Annotated in this window: 17 protein-coding genes, 1 tRNA gene and 1 other RNA gene; all 19 read right to left on the bottom strand. The window is 39.9% G+C overall.

The features are described 5' to 3' along the window. Nucleotides 1-22 precede the first annotated feature (22 nt). Nucleotides 23-763, bottom strand: a complete 741-nt coding sequence (locus tag VEI_RS06220; RefSeq protein WP_059363358.1) for a tRNA (adenine(22)-N(1))-methyltransferase — start codon at nt 761-763, stop codon at nt 23-25. A 149-nt stretch (nt 764-912) separates the two neighbouring features. Continuing rightward, nucleotides 913-987, bottom strand: a tRNA-Ile gene (locus tag VEI_RS06225). Nucleotides 988-1,308: 321 nt separating this feature from the next. Beyond that, nucleotides 1,309-1,872 carry a GTP cyclohydrolase I FolE gene (gene folE, locus VEI_RS06230; RefSeq protein ID WP_059363360.1) on the bottom strand — a complete coding sequence of 188 codons (564 nt, stop codon included), beginning with the start codon at nt 1,870-1,872 and terminating at the stop codon, nt 1,309-1,311. 1 nt (nt 1,873) lies between these two features. Then, nucleotides 1,874-2,536, bottom strand: a complete 663-nt coding sequence (locus VEI_RS06235) for a radical SAM protein (RefSeq protein ID WP_059363362.1) — start codon at nt 2,534-2,536, stop codon at nt 1,874-1,876. Continuing rightward, nucleotides 2,511-2,849, bottom strand: coding sequence for a 6-carboxytetrahydropterin synthase QueD (gene queD / locus VEI_RS06240; RefSeq protein ID WP_059363363.1), 339 nt, complete (start codon nt 2,847-2,849; stop codon nt 2,511-2,513). The genes VEI_RS06235 and queD overlap by 26 nt, the downstream gene beginning before the upstream one ends. 143 nt (nt 2,850-2,992) lie before the next feature. Next, entirely contained in the window at nt 2,993-4,156 is a 1,164-nt protein-coding gene (rpoD, locus tag VEI_RS06245; protein WP_059363365.1) for an RNA polymerase sigma factor RpoD, read from the bottom strand. Nucleotides 4,157-4,177: 21 nt separating this feature from the next. After that, complete coding sequence (gene dnaG / locus VEI_RS06250; RefSeq protein ID WP_059363367.1) at nt 4,178-5,935, bottom strand: DNA primase; 1,758 nt, start codon at nt 5,933-5,935, stop codon at nt 4,178-4,180. 172 nt (nt 5,936-6,107) lie between these two features. After that, nucleotides 6,108-7,667: a ribonuclease Y gene (rny, locus tag VEI_RS06255; RefSeq protein WP_371851258.1), complete on the bottom strand. Its 1,560-nt coding sequence runs from the start codon at nt 7,665-7,667 to the stop codon at nt 6,108-6,110. Nucleotides 7,668-7,781: 114 nt separating this feature from the next. Continuing rightward, a complete protein-coding gene (locus tag VEI_RS06260; RefSeq protein WP_059363370.1) occupies nt 7,782-8,234 on the bottom strand; it encodes a regulatory protein RecX in 453 nt (150 codons plus the stop codon). Between the two features lie 58 nt (nt 8,235-8,292). Beyond that, the gene (recA, locus tag VEI_RS06265) at nt 8,293-9,336 is read right to left on the bottom strand and encodes a recombinase RecA (RefSeq protein WP_059363372.1); all 1,044 of its coding nucleotides are present in this window, start codon (nt 9,334-9,336) and stop codon (nt 8,293-8,295) included. Beyond that, on the bottom strand, nt 9,336-10,586 hold the full coding sequence (locus VEI_RS06270; RefSeq protein ID WP_059363378.1) for a competence/damage-inducible protein A: 1,251 nt from the start codon (nt 10,584-10,586) through the stop codon (nt 9,336-9,338). The genes recA and VEI_RS06270 overlap by 1 nt, the downstream gene beginning before the upstream one ends. Before the next feature lie 60 nt (nt 10,587-10,646). Next, on the bottom strand, nt 10,647-11,993 hold the full coding sequence (gene rimO / locus VEI_RS06275; RefSeq protein ID WP_059363379.1) for a 30S ribosomal protein S12 methylthiotransferase RimO: 1,347 nt from the start codon (nt 11,991-11,993) through the stop codon (nt 10,647-10,649). Between the two features lie 116 nt (nt 11,994-12,109). Continuing rightward, nucleotides 12,110-13,150: an ABC transporter substrate-binding protein gene (locus VEI_RS06280; RefSeq protein ID WP_059363382.1), complete on the bottom strand. Its 1,041-nt coding sequence runs from the start codon at nt 13,148-13,150 to the stop codon at nt 12,110-12,112. Then, complete coding sequence (locus VEI_RS06285; RefSeq protein ID WP_059363384.1) at nt 13,147-15,048, bottom strand: YgiQ family radical SAM protein; 1,902 nt, start codon at nt 15,046-15,048, stop codon at nt 13,147-13,149. The genes VEI_RS06280 and VEI_RS06285 overlap by 4 nt, the downstream gene beginning before the upstream one ends. Nucleotides 15,049-15,082: 34 nt before the next feature. Next, on the bottom strand, nt 15,083-15,535 hold the full coding sequence (locus VEI_RS06290; RefSeq protein WP_059363386.1) for a helix-turn-helix domain-containing protein: 453 nt from the start codon (nt 15,533-15,535) through the stop codon (nt 15,083-15,085). Nucleotides 15,536-15,548: 13 nt separating this feature from the next. Continuing rightward, nucleotides 15,549-18,242: a DNA translocase FtsK gene (locus VEI_RS06295; RefSeq protein WP_059363388.1), complete on the bottom strand. Its 2,694-nt coding sequence runs from the start codon at nt 18,240-18,242 to the stop codon at nt 15,549-15,551. Between the two features lie 77 nt (nt 18,243-18,319). Continuing rightward, nucleotides 18,320-19,624, bottom strand: coding sequence for a replication-associated recombination protein A (locus VEI_RS06300; protein ID WP_059363484.1), 1,305 nt, complete (start codon nt 19,622-19,624; stop codon nt 18,320-18,322). 29 nt (nt 19,625-19,653) lie between these two features. Beyond that, a non-coding RNA gene (gene ssrS, locus VEI_RS06305) (6S RNA) lies at nt 19,654-19,826 on the bottom strand. A 100-nt stretch (nt 19,827-19,926) separates the two neighbouring features. Continuing rightward, nucleotides 19,927-21,729: an aspartate--tRNA ligase gene (aspS, locus tag VEI_RS06310; RefSeq protein ID WP_059363389.1), complete on the bottom strand. Its 1,803-nt coding sequence runs from the start codon at nt 21,727-21,729 to the stop codon at nt 19,927-19,929. Between the last annotated feature and the right edge of the window lie 6 nt (nt 21,730-21,735).

Here is a 21,735-nt window from a genome sequence, read left to right on the forward strand (position 1 = left end):
TCACTCCTAACGTCTCTAAAAATCAGCGTAATCTCGCTAATTCATCGATTTCACCTTGTAATTCTTTATATTTTTCCGTATGTGAAAGTGCCTCTGTCATGCCGTCTAAGGCGCATTGACGTTGATAAATTAAATAATCTACGTATTCATTCCATAACGCAGGTTTTTCTTGAGCTAATAAAGCCCCTACAGACCAAAGAATGGAAGTAGTGGGTAAATCTATATAGGGATTATCACTTGAAATAGTAACATCAGCACCATTGTGACTAGGATTGTGACTATTCATATCATGACGAATTGCTAAAAATGCGGTGTACATTTTCCCCATATCTTTCATGATAATTTCTTTGACAATACGGTATCCTTTTTCCACCATGTATTGGCGCAATTCTGCTTGACCATTTTGTGGTTGCAATACATAAAACTCTAGAGGTTCCGGTCCTGCTTTAATGATATCTCGCATCAAGAAACCACCCATGCCACAACAAATGGCACCATTTAGCTCTCCCTGTTTCGTCATCTGTAATCCATCTCCAAGGCGACAGTCGATTACATCACTTAAACCTCGAGATTGAATGTATGATTTTGCTGATTCAAGAGGTCCCTTATTCACATCGCCAGCTATAACACGCTTTGCTTTACCCCGCGTGATTAGCTCTACCGCTAAATAACCATGATCCGTTCCAATATCAGCAATAGCGTCTGCCTTTGGAACGATATCAAATACCGCCTCTAAGCGATTCATCATAGGTCTTGCTTTCATAATTGCCTCGTTTATAACAGGTCCATAGACCTATCTACTATATCACTAGATTAACAATAAAGAGTAATCAAATTTTTATTCTATATATCTGTATTATAACAAAAAACCTGCCCCTAACGGACAGGTTTTAGGTTCGTTTTATACAAGTTTGGTGGGCCCACCTGGGATCGAACCAGGGACCGACCGGTTATGAGCCGGTTGCTCTACCCCTGAGCTATAGGCCCAAGCTTGCGTATAAAATTATACTGAAAATTTTTAGGTACGTCAAGTTATCTACGTGGCCACAAAAAGAAGGGTTGCCCAAGCCTCCACCGCCTTAACAGTCTTCGGCCTAGGGCCTCGACTTAGCAAAGTCGTTTGGACACCCCTTCTTTTTGTTACTATACGACAACTGAGTACCTAAGAATTTTCAGCATCTACGGGAATCCCGGATTAAACAGGAAAAATCGTTTGTGGACGGTACCTTTCCGTTACACTTCAAAATCTATGTGAGCAAAAAATTTTCAGTATCTACGGTGCTCCGGGCTCAGGCAGGATAATTTATCTTATGCGTTTTTTAGTGTTAGGAATCGGTTGATCATATCGTCTTGTTCGAATATGCCTTTTGTGGCGAGGGTGGTTGTTTTGCTATTAGTGGATTTTACGCCACGAGCGCTGACGCAGCTATGGGAGCTGGTGATGTGGACGATGACGTCGTCAGTGCCGGTAGCGATGGAGATGACCTCCGCAATGTCTTCGCCGATTTTTTCTTGCAATTGTAATCGTTTACAGCACATTTCTGCAATACGTGGCATTTTAGAGAGACCGATAACGCGACCTCTAGGAATATAGCCTATACTGATATTCATATCGTACATTAAAGCCATATGGTGTTCACAGTGCGAAAAGCATGTAATGTCCTTTACCACAACCATTTGGTTTGTATCCACCTCAAAGGTTTTACCAAACATATCAGCAATGTCCGCGTTGGTATACTGAATGCCTTCGAACATTTCTTCCATCATTTGAGCTACCCGTTTTGGTGTTTCCACGAGGCCCTCACGGTTTGGATTTTCCCCTAATGCTTCTAGTAGTTGATACACTAGAGATTCTATTCGATTTGTGTCCATGTTATACTCCTTTCGCACCAGGGTCCCAAATAAATTTATGGATTTGCAGCTGAAATTTAACGTTCTGCCAATTATGGGCTTTCATATAATCAACAATCATAGCCCCTTCAATATTTCCCCACACAGGGGACACGAAGATTTGACCATTCGTAGGATATGTTTTAAGAACTTCATCCATACGGTCTAAATCTTGAACAGAACCAACTACAAATTTAATGATATCCTCAGCTGTTGCTATCTTGAAAATGTCTAGATTCATAGAATCTTCTGCCAATGATGATGGCATTTTATAGTCATAGGTAAACCATACATTATCTCTTTGAAAACTTGGTACGATAGTACCATTTGTTTCAATATTGAAATCATATTGAGGATTGCGTTTCGTCAATTCATCAATTAGTTCTATAACAGCCTGTTCCTGTAAAAGAGGTTCTCCGCCAGTAATAGTAATGCGATGATTACCTAGTTGTTCGATAATATCCGCTACAGCCTGAATACTCATACTTTCAAAAGTACTTTGAGGACCATAACTATACAAAGTATCGCAATAAGAACAGCGAATGTTACAATCATGAAGGCGTAAAAAGGTAGTCAAACAACCTTGGCCCTTCCCTTCACCATCAATGGATGCGAATATTTCAATCACGTTCATAGATAGCAACATTTCCTTCTGACTCTTGAACCTCTACCTTAAAGCATTTTGGACCTAATTCGTCGGCAATCCATTTTGCCATATTTTCCGCAGTTGGGTTAATATCCCCTAACACATCATTAATATATTTATGATCCAAGCGACCATGAATCTGCTCTTTAATAATTGTAAAGTCAATAACCATACCATTGTGATCCAATTCTTCACTGCGTGCATGTACAGTAATAATCCAATTATGGCCATGTAGGTTTTGACATTTACTTGGATAATCTAATGTTAGTTTGTGAGATGCACTCACCTCTAAACGTTTGCTAACGGTATACATAAAAACTCCTTTTGTATATCTGTAATCTATCTTTTTATTATAACATGCTATGATAATACAAAAAATACAGTCCTCTCAAAGAACTCAATTGTCTCATAAACAGATGACATACGAGTAATGTTGAGAGGAACTGTATTTTGACTTTATAAGAAATCTTTAATTTTATCGCGTTTTCCACGATTGCGTAATTTCGTTAACGCTTTACCTTCGATTTGACGAATACGTTCACGTGTTACATTAAAGTGTTGACCTACTTCTTCAAGTGTACGTGGTTTACCATCTTTCAAACCAAAACGTAAAATCAATACTTGTTGCTCACGATCAGTTAAGCATGTAAATACGTCTTCGATTTGTTCTTGCAACAAGATGTAGCTAGCCGCATCATCTGGTGCCACCGCATCTTGGTCTTCGATAAAATCACCCAAGTGGGAGTCTTCTTCTTCACCGATTGGTGTTTCCAAGGATACAGGCTCTTGTGCAATTTTTTGAATTTCACGAACACGTTCTGCAGTAATGCCCATGCCTTCTGCAATTTCTTCCGGCGTAGGTTCTCTACCTTTATCTTGCAATAATTGTCGAGAAATACGAATCAATTTATTGATTGTTTCAACCATATGAACTGGAATACGTATTGTTCTTGCTTGGTCAGCAATGGCCCGTGTAATCGCTTGACGAATCCACCATGTTGCATAGGTGGAGAATTTATAGCCTTTTGTGTAATCGAATTTATCTACCGCTTTGATAAGGCCTAAATTACCTTCTTGAATCAAGTCCAAGAATAACATGCCTCTACCAACATAACGTTTAGCAATACTTACAACTAGGCGCAAGTTAGCATCTACCAATTTCTTCTTAGCCTTCTTGCTAAGCTGTATTTCTTTATATGTAGCATCCTCTGCTGCCCCAGCTTCAATTTGTTTTGCTAAAACAATTTCTTCATCGGCGGATAACAATGGAACACGACCAATTTCTTTCAAATACATGCGAACTGGGTCGTCGATATTAACGCTAGCATCCACACTTAAATCTATGGATATATGTTTTTCTGATGCGCCTTCAACATCTTCATCATCAGGTTCAGGTTCGAGGGCATCGTCTTTATCTTCGTCATCAACATCTGGAACAACTTCAATGTTTAATTTGTTAAAAGTAACATAAATATCATCCAATTGTTCTGCTGTTAAATCAGTTTGCTCATGAAGAGCATCTGAAATTTCCGATTGTGTCAACACACCGCTTTTACGGCCTTTTTCAAGAAGTTGTGCAACAATCTCCTCTATTTGACTTTTTTGTTCTTTCTTAGCCACAGCGCTCTCCTTTATCAATCACTATTTAGACCATTCTCTAATTAGATTTTGTATTTCCTGACACTTATGTAATTCGCTAATAAATGTCGAATCTCCTGCACGTTTTAATTGATCGGCCAAAATTGAGTGCATTTTATATTGTTCCCGTAGGGAATGAAGCCGTATTTTACGGATAAGTACAGGCACCGCTTCATTTACTTCAATCATCATAAGCCGTGAAAAAATTTCATATTCTTGAGGCGTTAGCACGACCTCCACAGATTCCGGCTGATATTGACCAGTTTGAGTAAATAAGGTGTATATCTTTTCTATTATACCGCGATATTGAATATTTTGAAAGTCCTCTAAGGGTAAATACTGTACAACCTCTTGTAAAGCCTGTGGATTTGTAATGGCTAATGCCATTAATAACTCTTCATCACCACTGACAATATCCTTGGGCTTTGTGGCCCCTTCATTCACTAATTCAATATTTCCCTTTTGTGTGTAGTTTCTAAAATAACGAAATATAGTGCTATTATCTAACCACAACGGCAATGCTAGTGCCTTTAATGCATCATCTCGCACGGTTTGGCTATGGATATTCGCAATGAATGGGAATATATCCTGCATAACCGCCTGCTTACCTTCCGCTTCATTGGTGTCATGTTTTATAAGCGATTCACTCAATAAATAGTCTAGAGGTTTAACCGCTTTTTCTACGAGTTCTCTAAACGCCTGTCCTCCATGATTTCGCACATAATCGTCTGGGTCCTTACCATCTGGCATAGCTAATACGCGAACCTTAAAATCTGTATTCTGTAATAATTCAATGGCTCGAGCAGCAGCTTGACGACCGGCACCATCCATATCATAAGCTAATATAATTTCATCTGCTTGGCGCATCAAGATATGACCATGATCCTTTGTATATGCAGTTCCTAATGAAGCCACCACATTGGTGATGCCCTTATTATGAGCTGAAATAACGTCCATATAGCCTTCAACTAAGATGGCTTGTTTGTGCTCACGTATCGATTTATAGGCTTTATCAAAGGCAAATAGAATTTTCCCTTTCTCAAAGATTTGGCATTCTGGAGAGTTCAAATACTTAGGCGTGCTATCATCCATGACGCGGCCACCAAATCCCACTACACGGCCTTTACCATCCATAATGGGAAACATAACTCGGTTCCGGAAGAAATCATAAGCTTGACCCTTTTCATTCTTACGAATCAAATTGAGCTCAATCAAAATCGATTCCTCGATGCCTCGTTCTCTAAAGGCTTTGTATAACTTATCCCATCCATCAGGGGCAAATCCAAGCTTAAACTTTTCTATCGTTTCATCCGTAAGTCCCCGTTTTTTAAGGTACTCTAATCCCACCTTGCCAAACGATGTTTTGAGCAAACAATTATGAAAGAAATTCGCTGCTAAGTCGCACGCTTCATATAGTTTCTTTCGCCGCTCTTCTCTAGCCCGTACCTCTGGTGAAAGCTTTGCCTCTGGTAATGGTATATTCGCGCGATTTGCAAGGCGTTCTAAGGCCTCTACAAAGGTAATCCCCTCTAATTCCATCAAAAATTTAATAGCATTACCCGATGCATGACAGCCAAAACAATAATAAAACCCCTTATCTGGAGCTACACTAAATGACGGCGTCTTTTCATTATGAAATGGACAACATCCCCAATAATTTTTTCCTTTTTTCTTTAAAGCAACATGTTCTGATACAACGGATACGATATCATTAGCATCTTTAATTTGTTCAATTAATTCATTTTCAAAATATCGACTCACCAGAACACCTCCCCTGCTTTGTATCCCTATTTTATCGACTATACAACCATAGACGAAAAAGGTCTATAATTCTATATTCGATAAAACTTTCAAAAATCCTCTAAAAAGAATAGATAAGAACTAAAAAGGATAGGCTGCAATATAATATTGCAGCCTTAATTTGATATAATGCTTATTTAGCGTAATCTACAACGCGTGTTTCACGAATGATAACAACCTTGATTTGACCAGGGTATTCTAATTCGGATTCAATGCGTTTTACGATATTCCGAACAAGTAATGTAGACTCAGCTTCATCAATCTTATCCGGTTTTACTACAACGCGAATCTCACGGCCAGCTTGAATTGCAAAGCATTTTTCAACACCTTCGAAAGATTCGGCGATTTCTTCCAATTTAGATAATCGTTTTAAGTAATTTTCTAATGTTTCTCTACGCGCGCCTGGACGTGCTGCAGAGATAGCATCTGCAGCTGCTACGAGAACAGCTTCTACTGTTTGGAATTCTTCATCGCCATGATGAGCACCAATACAGTTGATTACAGCAGCGCTTTCACGATATTTACGAGCTACATCGACACCAATTTCCACGTGGGAACCTTCAATTTCTCGATCCAGAGCCTTACCAATATCATGTATTAAGCCGCCCCGTTTAGCTAATGTAACATCACAGCCAAGTTCTGCTGCCATAAGACCTGCTAAATGGGATACTTCAATAGAGTGTTTTAACACATTTTGACCGTAACTAGTACGATACTTCAAACGACCTAAAATTTTAATAATTTCAGGATGTAAACCGTGAACATCAGCCTCAAAAGTAGCTTGTTCACCAGCCTCTTTAATTGTTTGGTCCACCTCTTTACGAGCCTTTGCCACCATCTCTTCAATGCGAGCAGGATGGATACGACCATCAACAATTAGTTTTTCCAATGCGATTCGTGCTACTTCACGACGAATTGGATCAAAGCCAGATAAAATTACGGCCTCTGGTGTATCATCGATGATTAAATCGATACCAGTTAATGTTTCTAGAGCGCGAATATTACGGCCTTCACGACCAATAATACGACCCTTCATTTCATCGTTTGGCAATGCTACTACAGAAACTGTTGTTTCTGCTACATGGTCAGCTGCACAGCGTTGAATTGCACCAGAAATAATTTCCTTTGCTTTCTTTTCCGCTTCATCTTTGGCTTGCTGTTCCATTTCTTTTACCATCATAGCCGTTTCATGACGGATTTCTTGTTCCACATTGGTTAACAAGATGTTCCTTGCCTCATCAAAGGTTAAGCCAGAAATACGTTCTAATTCTGCCATTTGCTTTTCATATAAAGCATCAACCTTTTCTTGGCTTTGAACTAAGTCAGCTTCTTTACGATGTAAAGCTTCCTCTTTGTGCTCAATATTGTCTAATTTTTTGTCCAAAGATTCTTCTTTTTGAAGAATACGTCGTTCCATACGTTGTAATTCAGAACGACGATCTTTATTTTCTCGTTCCACATCGGAACGGAGCTTATGAATTTCTTCTTTCGCTTCTAATAAAGCTTCTTTCTTTTTAGACTCAGCCATGCGCTCACCATTTGCGATAATGCGCTCAGCCTCTTGCTCAGCTTGATTCAGTTTTCCTTCTGCGATATTTTTTCGTAAAAAATAACCTACACCTAGTCCAATCAGTACCATTACCACTGCAATTAGACTATATTCTAAAATCAGACCCACCTCCTGTATCGTCACACACGGGCATTTGCCCCTTGATTCCAGATTTTCAAAATACCAAATTACATAACCTTATAACTAAATTGTATATTTACAAGGCTATTTTAATTTTAGACTTGAATGCCCATTCTGTCAAGGTTGACAGGCCTCTGAAACCTTTGTAATGGTGCTCATAGAGAAGCCTCTATTGCGAAGAAAATTCATTACTTTTATGCGTGATGTATCACTGATATGTTCACCGTATTTTTTATCTACTACGCGATACGCGGCCGCTAACTCATCATAGCTTTCAATATCACGAGGAACCTCAAGACCACGCAATTTCATTTTTTGTCTAATAAGAAAGGCACCATATTTCTGTTCTCTCATTAAGTACGATACAACTTGTTTTGCTAATCGTTCATCGTTTATATAATCGTAGTAAATCAGCCGTTCTTCCACGTAATCAATCAATTCTGATGCAATTTGTTTACGTTTCATTTTTTGGCGTAATTCATAAGAGCTCAAAAACCGTTGTCCTAAAAATCGATATGCTTGATCTAAGGCCGCCTGTTTCTCTTCTTCTGTAAACATATTATCTGTCATAATAACCTCAGTAAAAAAGGGCTACCTAGTAGCCCTTTCAGTATATATGATGTAACAATTAATCTTCTTCAGGAGTAATATCTTCCCCTACAACATCAAATGTTTCTGGTTCAGCTGCTAATGTATCGCGAATGATACGATCGATTTCTTCTGCTACTTGAGGGTTATCAAAGAGATATTGTTTAGCCGCCTCTTTACCTTGGCCCATGCGTTCACCATTATAAGAATACCATGCACCGGATTTTTTGATAATTTCCATATTAGTACCGATATCGATTAAAGTACCTTCTTTGGAAATGCCTTGGCCATACATCAAGTCAAATTCAGCGGTTTTGAATGGAGGTGCCACCTTATTCTTAACAACCTTAACCTTTGTACGAGCCCCTACGTTCTCATTATTAGCCTTAATCAATTCGCCCTTACGTACATCGAGACGTACAGAAGAATAGAATTTTAGAGCGCGACCACCCGTAGTTGTTTCTGGGTTACCAAACATTACGCCTACTTTTTCACGCAATTGGTTGATAAAGATAACAACGGTTTTAGTTTTATTAATAGTACCTGTTAGTTTACGCAATGCTTTACTCATCAAACGAGCGTGAAGGCCTACGTGAGCATCGCCCATTTCCCCTTCGATTTCCGCTTTCGGTACCAATGCAGCAACTGAGTCAACTACTACGATATCTACAGCACCGCTACGAACAAGAGCCTCTGTAATTTCAAGAGCTTGTTCGCCATTATCTGGTTGAGAAATCAATAGATTATTGATGTCTACACCAAGATTGCGTGCATAGATTGGGTCCATAGCATGTTCCGCATCAATAAATGCAGCAACACCACCTTGTTTTTGTGCTTCTGCTACGGCATGAAGAGCCACTGTTGTTTTACCAGATGATTCAGGACCATAAATTTCAATCACACGGCCACGCGGAAAACCACCTACACCTACAGCAAGGTCAATAGCAAGAGAACCAGAGGAAATAACCTCTACATTCATGCGATCTGCCGCTTCACCTAGGCGCATAATAGCACCTTTACCGAAATCCTTTTCTATTTGTTTTAATGCGTTATCTAACGCCGCTTGTCTACCATCAAGAGCCATTATTTATCCCCTTTTTCTTGAATATATAAGTTCACATAATATAATGCTAATTCAGCCGCACTAAGGCGGATATCTTCACGATTACCAATTAAATTTACTTTGTGTGCCACTGTTCCTTGTGGACCAGTTACACCAATCCACACAAGGCCTACTGGTTTATCGGCTGTGCCACCACCAGGACCCGCTATGCCCGTTGTGGACACTGCATATGTAGTATTACATACGCGCTTTGCTCCTTCTGCCATCGCTTTCGCCACTGATTCACTAACAGCACCATATGTGTCGAGTAATTTTTGTGGCACACCTAGCACTCGATGCTTTACATCATTGCTATAGGATATAATGCCTCCCATATAGTAATCACTACTACCGCTTACATTGGTTAATAATTTACCAACAAGTCCCGATGTACAAGATTCAGCCGTAGCAATTGTGGCAGATCCATCTTTTAAGGTATTACCTAAGGTTTCCTCCATAGAAATATCTAGTTCTCGGCCAATATGCGAACCTAAACGCCGATAAATTATATGGGCCCATGGATCCAATAGATCATGTGCTGCTTTTAAAGATTCAGCCTTAGCAGTAATGCGCAATTCGATGTAACCTTTTTTAATTAACAGAGCTATGGTCGGATTGGATTGTTGTTTAATCAAATCCATAACACGCTCTTCTAAATCGATTTCTCGAATATCATAAACCGCATATCGATAAGAGGTTACAACCCCTTGAGAGCCAAAGCGCTTAGAAAGATAAGGGACAACGCTCTGTTCAAACATGCCTTTCATTTCACCAGGAGGTCCTGGTAACAAAATGTAGGTTACATCCCCATCTACAGTTACTACACCAGGTGCGACACCGACAGGATTTTCTAGGACACTAGACCCTTCTGGCAACATAGCCTCTCTGCGACTCGCATCAGGCATTTCACGACCAACACGCTTAAAGAATTGTCTCACCTCAGCCATGGCATCTTCATTATATACTACATTGCGATCCAATGAAGAAGCTAATACTTGTCGTGTTATATCACCTTGAGTTGGTCCCAATCCACCGGTACTAATGACAATATCAGCACGTTGACCAGCTTTTCTAAAGACCTCTGCCATGCGTCCAGGATTATCGCCTACTACGGACTGATAGGCAACGGAATAACCTAATTTATTAAGCTCCTGTGCTAACCAGGAGACATTTGTATTCACCGTATCCCCTAGTAATAATTCAGAGCCTGTAGAAATTAATTCTACAATCATCGTAAATACCTCCCATCACTTCATATGTGTTAGTAGTGGTATTACCTAATACACTGCTTATTATTCTACGATAGTAGCTACTACATCATAAGCAAAACCTTGTTCTACTTGAACTTTCAAGATATCCCCAGGTTTAACTTTGTCGCCACAATCCTCAATATACATATTGCCATCTACATCAGGAGCTTGCGATTTTAAACGACCTTTAGCAATAAGCGTATCATTATCGCCTTCTTCTAATTCTTCAACCATTGCATAATCAATAGTTCCTTCTAAATCGCGGTTATTTTCCTCTGAAATGGCAGCTTGTATGGACATCAATGTGTGATAACGATCTTCTTTAACCTCTTCTGGCACTTGGTCTTCACGGGCGCCAGCAATAGTGCCCTCCTCTTGAGAGTACGTAAATACGCCCATATTATCAAACTTGATATCTTTCACGAATTCGCAAAGTTCCTCAAATTGTTCATCGGTTTCCCCAGGGAAACCTACGATGATAGACGTACGAAGTGTTACATGAGTCGAAGCATTACGGATTTTTTTCAATAATCGTTCAATGTCCTCGCGAGAATCACGACGATTCATTTGTTTCAGAATATCATTGTTAACATGTTGTAATGGAATATCCACATATTTACAAAGCTTAGGTTCGTTAACGATGATATCCAATAATTCGTCACTAAAGAATGTAGGATATAAATAGAGCATGCGAATCCATTCAATACCTTCTACCTTAGTTAATTCTTTTAATAATTTTGTGAGCAATGGTTTACCATTATTCAAATCAATACCGTAGCTAGTCGTATCTTGCGCAATGAGAACGATTTCCTTAACGCCGGCATCAGCCAATCGTTCAACTTCAGCCTTAATAGATTCAATGGTACGACTTCTAAAAGCACCACGAACCTTAGGAATGATACAGAATGTACAACCATTATTACAGCCTTCAGCAATTTTTACATACGCACTGTAGCGAGGTGTTGTTTGAATACGCGGCATCCGTTCATCATAGATATTAGTGATATTTTCCATAATGCAACTACGGTTACCATGCTCAATAGCATCAACGGCAACCATAACTTGGTCCCACGCACCCGTACCGATAAGTGCATCAATTTCAGGAATTTCCTTAAATAATTCATCTTGATATTGTTGACTTAAACAGCCCGCTACAATCAAGCCCTTACAACGGCCCTGTTCTTTATATTGAGCAGCCTCTAGAATCGTATTAATGGATTCCTCCTTCGCTTTCTCTATAAAAGTACAAGTATTGATGATAATCAAGTCAGCCTCATTTAAATCATCGGTAATAGCATAGCCATTATCCTTTAATAATCCCAGCATGACCTCTGTATCTACTAAATTTTTAGCGCAACCTAGGCTAATGTATCCCAATAATTTGGTCATTCTAAATCCTTTCTCTATAGAATGTAACTATTTCAATTAGAGTCCTGTATCAAACTCAATAGCTATTAATCTTACATCAAGCTCAATATCTATTAATCTTATCTGAAACTCAATAGCTATTGATCTTTTCTAAAACGCACTTGACTTACCCAGTGATTTAGTAAAAGCTTTTTCCCCTCTACTGTATAGCCTCCATTAACAGGCCATAATACTACAGATTTCCCTAGAGAATCTAATGGTTCTACTACCTCTGGATTCGCGAAAATATAAGTAAAATTATTTTCCATCATATACTTGGCTGTATCGTTAGATAATAGCCAAGTAATGAATTCAATACTTTCATTTTTATGTTTAGAGTCCTTTTGTATAGCCGCACCAGTCAAATAAAATGATGTGCCATCACTAGGGTAAATCATTTTTACCGGATATGAATGGCGGATATATTGTTGGGCATCAGATAGATTGCCAATACCAATATCAGATTCGCCAAGAGCGGTTAAACGTATCGGAGTAGAAAGAAATTTAGCATGTTGCATAACATGTGGTTTTAAAGCGAGCAAATATGCTAGTGCATCTGGTTCGCCTTTATATTCCACCATATTATACAAAAGATTGGCCGCATTTTGAGAAGCTACAAAATCTGTCATCACGATGCGCCATGTCCCTGGTTTCTGTAATGTATCCCAAGTCGTAATATGTTGGCCTAAACCATTATAAAAGGTTCCATTTTGGACAAAGACAATAGGATCATACCAAAGACCAACCCAGTATCCATTGGAATCCTTTAATCGGTCTAAAACCTCATCAATACGTTCATTAACAATAGGTACAAATTTATCCTGACTGGCGCCAATAACTAGATTATCTTCAGATGTAATGACCACATCGCCAGAGGTATCTGCCAACTTAGAGGAAACACGTTGCTCCATTTGTTCCTCTGTAAGAGGCATAATAGTAACCTTTACATTCTTTTCCACTAAATATTTATCAGCAAGCAATGTAGTTAAATTGTTAGGTAAATCGGTATATACTGTGATTTCACCACGTACGGGGGCCTTCGCTTTTTCAAGTTGCTCTGCCCGATAAAAGTATATGCCATATCCTAACATCCCTATGACAAACAGCATGAGTATGCTAAAAGCCATCCATCGTTTCATCGCGTAAATCTCCTTTTACGTCCACCCTTGGATTCGCTTATATGAGACTGATTAAATCCTCTTGAGTGTCCCATTTTTTTATGACCAATACTTTGTGATTTCCCCTGTCCAATAGGTCTAGGTGGAATTAAACATTCAGGCCCAAATCCAATTAAATCACGTCGTCCAGCCTCAATAAGAGCTTCCTTTACAAGATCATAGTTTTCAATATTTTTATATTGCATCAATGCCCGTTGCTTAGCCTTATCGCGCCCTTTTTTTGCTACATATACTGGTTTACCATCTAATGGATTAATGCCCGTATAGTACATACAAGTAGAAAGGCTTCCCGGTGTAGGAATAAAATCTTGCACCTGCTCAGGGTACATATGTTGATCTCGTAAAAATTCAGCCAATTCAATGGCATCCTCTAAGGTACATCCTGGATGAGAGCTCATGAAATAAGGCACAAGATATTGCTTTTTACCCAATTCACGATTTGCTTCTTCAAACCACTTTTTAAAAAGTAAGAACTCTTCTTTTCCAGCCTTGCCCATCATGGTTGTAACACGTTTAGAAACATGTTCAGGGGCCACCTTTAACTGCCCACTCACATGATGTTCACAAAGTTCCTTAACAAAGGCTTTATTATTATCAGCTAGCACATAATCATATCGCAGACCAGATCTTACAAATACCTTTTTTACGCCCTTTAATTTTCGTAATTTACGTAATAAAGATACATAATCATCATGATTTGTATTTAAGTTTTCACAAGGTATAGGTGCTGCACAAGTACGGCCTTTACACGCACCATAAGCAGCTTGTTTATCACAAGCTAAGTGTCTAAAATTTGCCGTTGGCCCACCCACATCGTGGATATAACCTTTAAACCCATCCATATTAATCATCAATTTTGCTTCATCAATTAATGATTCATGGCTACGATTTTGGATGATACGGCCTTGGTGATTCGTAATGGCACAGAAAGAGCAACTACCAAAACATCCCCTCTGACTAACGAGGCTAAATTGAACCTCGCTCAATGCAGGGACACCACCCTTATCATCATAGGAGGGATGCCATTTACGAGTATACGGCAAATCGTAGGCACCATCCATTTGTTCTTGTGTTAATGGTAATGCTGGGGTATTTTGCACCACATAGCGATCACCATGTTTTTGAGCAATTGCCTTTCCATAAAATGGATCTTGCTCATCATATTGAATGCGAAATGCCTCAGCAAACGCTTTTTTATCAGACTTGATATCTTCAAAGGACGGACACTCAATACAATAAGATGGTATTTCTTTTGCCATATAGCAAATACCGCGAATATTTGGCAAAGACTCATCAAATCTATTTTTATCAAGGGCCTCCGCTAACTCAATAATTTGTAATTCACCCATCCCATAGACGAGTGCATCAGCCTTAGAGTCAACCAGAATGGATCTACGCACTGTATCAGACCAATAATCATAATGTCCAAATCGGCGTAAGGATGCTTCAATGCCCCCAATAATAAGAGGTACATCACGATAGGCCTCTTTCATTCGATTCGAGTAAACCAATGTGGCTCTATCAGGACGATGTCCCGCCTCACCACCTGGCGAATAATCATCTTCACGACGAATTTTTTTAGCCGCCGTAAATTTATTGAGCATAGAATCTAAATTTCCAGCGGTTACAAGGGATGCCAGTCGAGGCTTGCCCAATCGTTTAAATGCATTCACATCATTCCAATCAGGTTGAGCAATAATGCCTACACGATACCCCTTTGATTCTAGATAACGACCGATTACGGCAGGCGCAAAAGATGGATGATCTACATACGCATCGCCACTGATAAGCACAAAGTCAAGCTCTGCCCATCCGCGTGCTTCCATATCTGAGCGTTCTGTAACTAAAAATGTATCCATCAATGTAACCTTTCCTTAAACGTAATGATTTATCTTAGAATAAAAACAACCAAATCATAAATATGACTATGAATACAGCAATAACAGCTAACATCACGCGTTCTTGTGCGATAGACCGTTGACGCTTTTTTTGTCGTGTCTCTAAAGACATGCGGCGTTTTGCCATCTGATGCTCTACGTATTCACTTTGTACAGAGTTGATAGTTCCCTGCTTTTTTTGACGCATAATAGGACGTATCGTAAAAGTATCTACTTCACCCACTTGATTTTGATAAGCTTTTACTAAACGCTCTCCATCAAGTCCTAGATAATTTCCATAGTTACGAATAAAACCTTTGGCGTATACACGTCCTGGGATAACTGCAAAATTTCCATCTTCGATGGCTTCTAAATAGGTTGTTTTAATATGAAGTACTTGTTCAATATCTTTAAATGTGAGATTTCTACGTACCCGTTCACGGCGTAGTTCTTCACCTAATTCAGCCACAGTATATCCCTTTCTATTCTTCAGAATCAGAGAAATATCTTGCTTTCACCTGTTCTGGACTCATTAAAATCTCTCGAGCCTTACTACCCATGTTAGGACCTACAATTTTAAGGTCCTCCATCGTATCTACAAGACGTGCCGCCCGAGTATAACCAATACGGAATCTACGTTGCAACATAGAAACTGATGCTTGTCCAGATTCCATAACAAGATTAACCGCTCTCTCTAGTAATTCATCGCGATAAATATCTTGTTCATCATTATCTTGCGATGCAGATTCCTTTTCTGCTTCAGCAGTCACTGTATCGTCATATTCCGGTTCTCGTTGTTGTTTTACAAATTCTACCAAATGCTCTACTTCATCATCAGAGATAAAAGCCCCTTGTACACGAATTGGTTTATTCGCACCAATTGGAGAGAACAGCATATCACCTTTACCAAGAAGTTTTTCAGCCCCTGCCATATCGAGAATTGTACGAGAGTCTATTTGAGACCCTACGGCAAAGGAAATACGGCTTGGTACATTAGCCTTGATAGAACCGGTAATAACGTTAACAGAAGGTCGTTGCGTAGCTAGAACCATATGAATACCAGCGGCACGAGCCATCTGTGCTAATCGACTAATGGACTCTTCTATATCATCAGGAGCAGTCATCATCAAGTCAGCTAACTCATCGATAATCAATACGATGAGTGGCATTGCCGCTTTTGGATGTGCTTCATTATAGCTTTTAATATCACGCTTACCAGATGCAGCAAATGCCTTATAACGAGCTTCCATTTCACGCACGGCCCAGCGCAATACAGCTGCTGCCTTTTTCATATCTGTTACAACTGGTGCCATCAAATGAGGAATCCCATTATAAACAGATAACTCAACCATCTTAGGGTCAATCAATAGTAATTTAACCTCTTCTGGTTTACGACTAAAGAGAATACTAGAAATCAATGTATTTACACATACAGATTTACCAGACCCTGTTGTACCAGCTACCAATAGATGCGGCATTTTAGCAAGATCCGTAATAACAGGTTTACCTGCAATATCTTTGCCAAGACCAACAGGAATACCACCCCGTGCCTCTTTAAAGTCACTGCAATCTAGTACATCACGAAGATGAACCGCTTCAGTTTTCGTATTTGGTACCTCAATACCAATAGCAGATTTACCAGGAATCGGCGCTTCCATACGAATATGTTGAGCCGCAAGATTCAGCGCAATATCATCTGTCAAATTGACGATTCTACTTACCTTAACACCTTGAGCAGGCTCGATTTCATAACGTGTTACAGTTGGGCCTTGCGTAGCATTCACAACCTTAGCAGCTATCCCAAAGCTTGCCAACACCTCTTCGAGACGCATTGCATTATAAGCAACCTCATCATTATTGTTTTGACCTACCTCTCCTTTCGCCAAAATATCTAGGCTTGGGAAATGATATGGTCTGTCATAGGTTCTATGAATATGTCCATCTTTAGAAACAGCTACTTGCGCTGTATCCTCAGCAGTACTTGCTAAGGAAGGAACTGACAATGGTATACCACTCATACCAGCACCTGCGCTAACGGCACTGGCTGCTGCACCAGTGCCAGGAACGGCGCTAGCTATAGCAGCATGATTAGTCTCAGTAGGCCCCATTGTGATTGGTCGATAAGAATATTCCTCTGGATTTGTTTCCACTACAATATGCTCGTCATCCTCAATAGGTTTTCCCCCATCTGTATCAAAATCTTCATCGTCAAAGTCATTTTGATTATTTAGCCACGCGGGAACCGCATCAGATTCTCTATCAACTGTAACATCATCATCTTCACTGCTATTATTAGCATCACCAGATTCTTCAGATAATGTTGATAATTGCTCTGCTGCGCGATTGCGAGCCTCTAAATCTGCCAGTTCACGCCAAGAGGATGGACTATGTGTATCCATAGCTTCAACTACATACTCGTCACCAGACTCTAGTACGCCACGGTTCTCAAGGGACTCTACAGCCTTTTCCGTTGCATTGGTATACCGTTGATCCTTTTCACGATTATACGCCTTGCGTTGAGCCGCCTCTTTTCGTTGCTCATTCCAATCTTCTATAACCTCTTTTGCAACAGCAACCTTTTCAACGGCTACTTCTTTAGCCTTATCAAGGCCTACCTGCGTCTTATCAGCTGCCTTACGCAACCCACTACCCAAGGATAAACGGGTAATAATGATACCACAGCAAAGCATAAGGATGGATACAACAATAATAGAACCTAGCTCACCGAATAAAGTTCTAAAAAATGTAGCTAATAAACCACCTACGACGCCACCTTCTCCCGCTAATGCAGTAGTCATTAATTCATCCCCTACAGGCACGCGACACAATGGTACTAAGGTAGTAGCTAATAAGTAGAACACGGTTATAATAATGCCGCGCCTAGTAATGGACATAAATTCACCTTGATATAATAGACGCCAACCAAGCCATAACAAAGAAAGACATGGAATAAAGCCCCCAAAGCCAAATCCATAGCGAAAAACACCTGTTAATACTTCGCCTACAACGCCTAATTCATAACCAAAATAGCCCAATAGTGCCAATATAGCAACGCCAATGACGATAATGCCTTTCACTTCATTGCGCAGTGAAAATCCTTCCTTTTTAGGCGCCGGTGTAGCCCGTTTTTTACGGGGCTTCTGCCCTCGTGTAGAAGTTTTTTTCTCTTCTGCCATAATCTTGTACAAACCCCTTACTTTAATATAAAAATCTATTTTAAATCATCATTATATTATACCATATATTGGCCATTCTATTTACCATTACAACGGTTGTTCCAATCTTTTAACAGTATTGCTTCCGTGCCTCGTTCAATACCTTTATAGTATTCAGCCTTAACTAAAGGATCTGGTAAATATTGTTGCTTTACATATCCATTCGGATAATTATGAGCATATTTATAAGTTACACCATGTCCCAATTTACTAGCCCCACTATAATGACTGTCTCGTAAATGATCTGGAACTTGACCACAATCCTTATGACGCACATCAGAAATAGCTGCATCAATGCCAACATACGCAGAATTACTCTTAGGAGCTAATGCTACATAGCAGGCGGCCTCTGATAAAATAATGCGCGCCTCTGGAAATCCGACCATATGAGACGCTTGTGCCGCCGCATTTGCTAAGATTAAGGCTTGTGGATCAGCTAATCCTACATCCTCTGCTGCACAAATTACAATACGACGAGCAATAAAGTTAGGATCCTCTCCTGCCTCTATCATACGCGCTAGATAGTGAAGTGTAGCCTGTACATCGGAACCGCGCATACTTTTGATAAACGCAGAAATCGTATCGTAATGACTATCCCCTTTTTTATCGTATGTGTAAATGCGACGTCCTATGACCTTTTCAAGGATTTCTATGGTTATCTCTTCCCCATCATGAACCATTGCCGCAGCTTGCTCTAAAATATTAAGAGCCATGCGACCATCGCCATTAACAAAGATACCAACATCCTCTAATAATTCATCTTTTACTTGTAATTGACGAGATCCGAGCCCAACCTCAGTATCTGTAATAGCTCGTTTTAAAATTTGGCTAATCGCCTTAGGTGTTAAAGCCTCTAGTGTAATGAGCCTCAACCGTGATAATAAAGGACGGTTAACCTCAAAAAAAGGATTTTCCGTAGTGGCCCCAATGAGGATAATCGTACCATCCTCTACACAAGGCAATAGTACATCTTGTTGACTCTTGTTAAAGCGATGAATTTCATCGAGAAATAAAATAGTACGTTGCTGTAATGAACGAACTCGTTTTCTCGCATCCTCAATAATATTTCGCAATTCACCAATACCTGCATTAGTAGCATTCAAATTGACAAAATGGCTATTGCTCATTTTAGCTATAATGCCAGCTAATGTCGTTTTACCGGTACCACAAGGTCCATAAAACAACATGGATGGTATGGTATCCTTTTCTACCATAGCCCGCAAGAATGTCCCTTTGCCTACAGCTTGTTCTTGCCCATACAAATGGTCTAGCTCTGTGGGTCTCATTCGTACCGGTAATGGTTCATATCTATTTGTAGGTAATGCATCAAATAAACTATCCATGCTACCTCCATTCATATTTTTACATGCAAAAAAGCCCCACCATGCCGTAATGTACCGCGTTTTGATCCTGCTAGAGCAGGTGGGTGTCCTCCTCATCCTGCAGTTTTCCCATAAGGGCATAACGTTCAGACGAGAGTTCCGGACTCCCGAAGAAAATGTGTTGGCTCAAAACTGCGATATCACACGCACATGGCAGGGATATCTTCTACATAAATAGTAGCAAAAAGATTTATCATTTACAAGACTTGACATTTAAAAATTTAGCAAATCTTGCGGACTTTTTATAATTCGTTTATCAACGATTATACTAAGGATTGTTCTTCTTCCTCTACATCTGGTTTAATATGTAGCTCTTTTAATTGTTTAGGTTCTACTGCTGATGGAGCTTGGCTCATGATATCAGAAGCGGATTGTGTTTTAGGGAATGCGATAACGTCGCGGATAGATTGGCGTTTAGCCATCAACATTACGAGACGATCGAGACCAAATGCACAGCCTGCATGAGGAGGTGCACCATATTGGAATGCATCAAGCATGAAACCGAATTTGGATTTAGCTTCTTCTACAGATAAACCGATTGCTTTAAATACTTGTTCTTGTACATCAGCTTGGTAAATACGCAAGGAACCACCACCGATTTCTACGCCGTTCAATACCATGTCGTAAGCAATTGCTTTTACACTGCCAGGATCGGATTCTAATTTATCAAGATCTTCGTGGCGTGGCATTGTGAATGGATGGTGCATTGCAACATAACGTTTTTCGTCTTCGTTATATTCGAACATAGGGAAATCTGTTACCCATGTGAACGCCAATTTATCTTGATCAATCATGTTCATGCGGCGAGCCATTTCAAGGCGCAATTCGCCAAGTGCTCTCGCAACAGTAGCAGGTTTATCAGCAATCATCAACACTAGGTCGCCACCTTTGGCACCCATTTTTTCACCGATGTTGCGGATTGTATCTTCGCCTAAGAATTTCATGATTTGTGATTTAATGGAACCATCTTCATTGAAGCAAGCCCATGCCAAGCCTTTTGCACCGTAGCGATTTACATATGCTACCAAATCATCAAGTTCACGACGTGCAATGCCAGCGTCGCCAGGTACTACGATACCTTTTACAACACCACCATTGTCGATAACGGAACGGAATACTTGGAATTCAGTGTCTTTTACAAGCTCTGTTACATCTGTGAAAGCCATGTCAAAGCGAAGATCTGGTTTATCAGAACCGTATTTATCCATCGCTTCATCCCAAGTAATACGAGGCATAGGCAATGGAATTTCTTTGCCCAATGTCTTTTTGAATACTTCTGCAACCATTTGTTCCAAGATTGCATAAATGTCTTCTTCGTCAACAAAGCTCATTTCTAAGTCGAGTTGAGTAAATTCTGGTTGACGGTCTGCACGTAAATCTTCGTCACGGAAGCAACGAACGATTTGGAAATATTTTTCATAGCCTGCTACCATCAAAATTTGTTTAAAAATTTGTGGGGATTGAGGCAATGCATAGAATGTACCTGCATTTACACGAGATGGTACTAGATAGTCACGAGCACCTTCAGGTGTAGATTTTGTAAGCATCGGTGTTTCGATTTCAAGGAAATCACGGCTATCAAAGAAATCGCGCATAGCCTTAGTCACTTTGTGACGCAAAATCAAGTTACGTTGCATTTCAGGGCGACGTAAATCAAGGTAACGATATTTCAAACGAATATTTTCATCTACATCGATATCATCTTGAATGTAGAATGGAGGCGTTTTCGCAGAGTTTAATACGCGAAGTTCTTCACAATACATTTCATAAGCGCCTGTTGGCAAATTAGGATTGATTGCGTCTTCATCACGTTTTGTAATTTTACCGCGTACACAGAGAACATATTCATTACGAACATCTTCTGCTTTGTGGAAAGAATCCACATTATGGTCTGGGGACGCTACAACTTGAACGATACCAGAACGATCTCGCAAATCCAAGAAGATCAAACCGCCGTGGTCACGACGACGTTCAACCCAACCACATAATACGACCTCTTTACCTACTTCTGCTTCAGAAATAGTGCCACATCCGTGCGTACGGTGTAAGCCTTTCATTGTTTCCATTCTACT

Origin of the sequence: Veillonella tobetsuensis (assembly GCF_001078375.1) — a bacterium.
Lineage (GTDB): Bacteria > Bacillota > Negativicutes > Veillonellales > Veillonellaceae > Veillonella > Veillonella tobetsuensis.

Coding starts and splice junctions, on each gene's coding strand:
- VEI_RS06300 (WP_059363484.1), bottom strand. CDS start 19,624: ATGGATAGTTTATTTGATGCATTACCTACAAATAGATATGAACCATTA.
- VEI_RS06280 (WP_059363382.1), bottom strand. CDS start 13,150: ATGAAACGATGGATGGCTTTTAGCATACTCATGCTGTTTGTCATAGGG.
- VEI_RS06295 (WP_059363388.1), bottom strand. CDS start 18,242: ATGGCAGAAGAGAAAAAAACTTCTACACGAGGGCAGAAGCCCCGTAAA.
- VEI_RS06220 (WP_059363358.1), bottom strand. CDS start 763: ATGAAAGCAAGACCTATGATGAATCGCTTAGAGGCGGTATTTGATATC.
- rimO (WP_059363379.1), bottom strand. CDS start 11,993: ATGACCAAATTATTGGGATACATTAGCCTAGGTTGCGCTAAAAATTTA.
- VEI_RS06285 (WP_059363384.1), bottom strand. CDS start 15,048: ATGGATACATTTTTAGTTACAGAACGCTCAGATATGGAAGCACGCGGA.
- recA (WP_059363372.1), bottom strand. CDS start 9,336: ATGGCTCTTGATGGTAGACAAGCGGCGTTAGATAACGCATTAAAACAA.
- folE (WP_059363360.1), bottom strand. CDS start 1,872: ATGGACACAAATCGAATAGAATCTCTAGTGTATCAACTACTAGAAGCA.
- aspS (WP_059363389.1), bottom strand. CDS start 21,729: ATGGAAACAATGAAAGGCTTACACCGTACGCACGGATGTGGCACTATT.
- VEI_RS06270 (WP_059363378.1), bottom strand. CDS start 10,586: ATGATTGTAGAATTAATTTCTACAGGCTCTGAATTATTACTAGGGGAT.
- queD (WP_059363363.1), bottom strand. CDS start 2,849: ATGTATACCGTTAGCAAACGTTTAGAGGTGAGTGCATCTCACAAACTA.
- VEI_RS06235 (WP_059363362.1), bottom strand. CDS start 2,536: ATGTTGCTATCTATGAACGTGATTGAAATATTCGCATCCATTGATGGT.
- VEI_RS06260 (WP_059363370.1), bottom strand. CDS start 8,234: ATGACAGATAATATGTTTACAGAAGAAGAGAAACAGGCGGCCTTAGAT.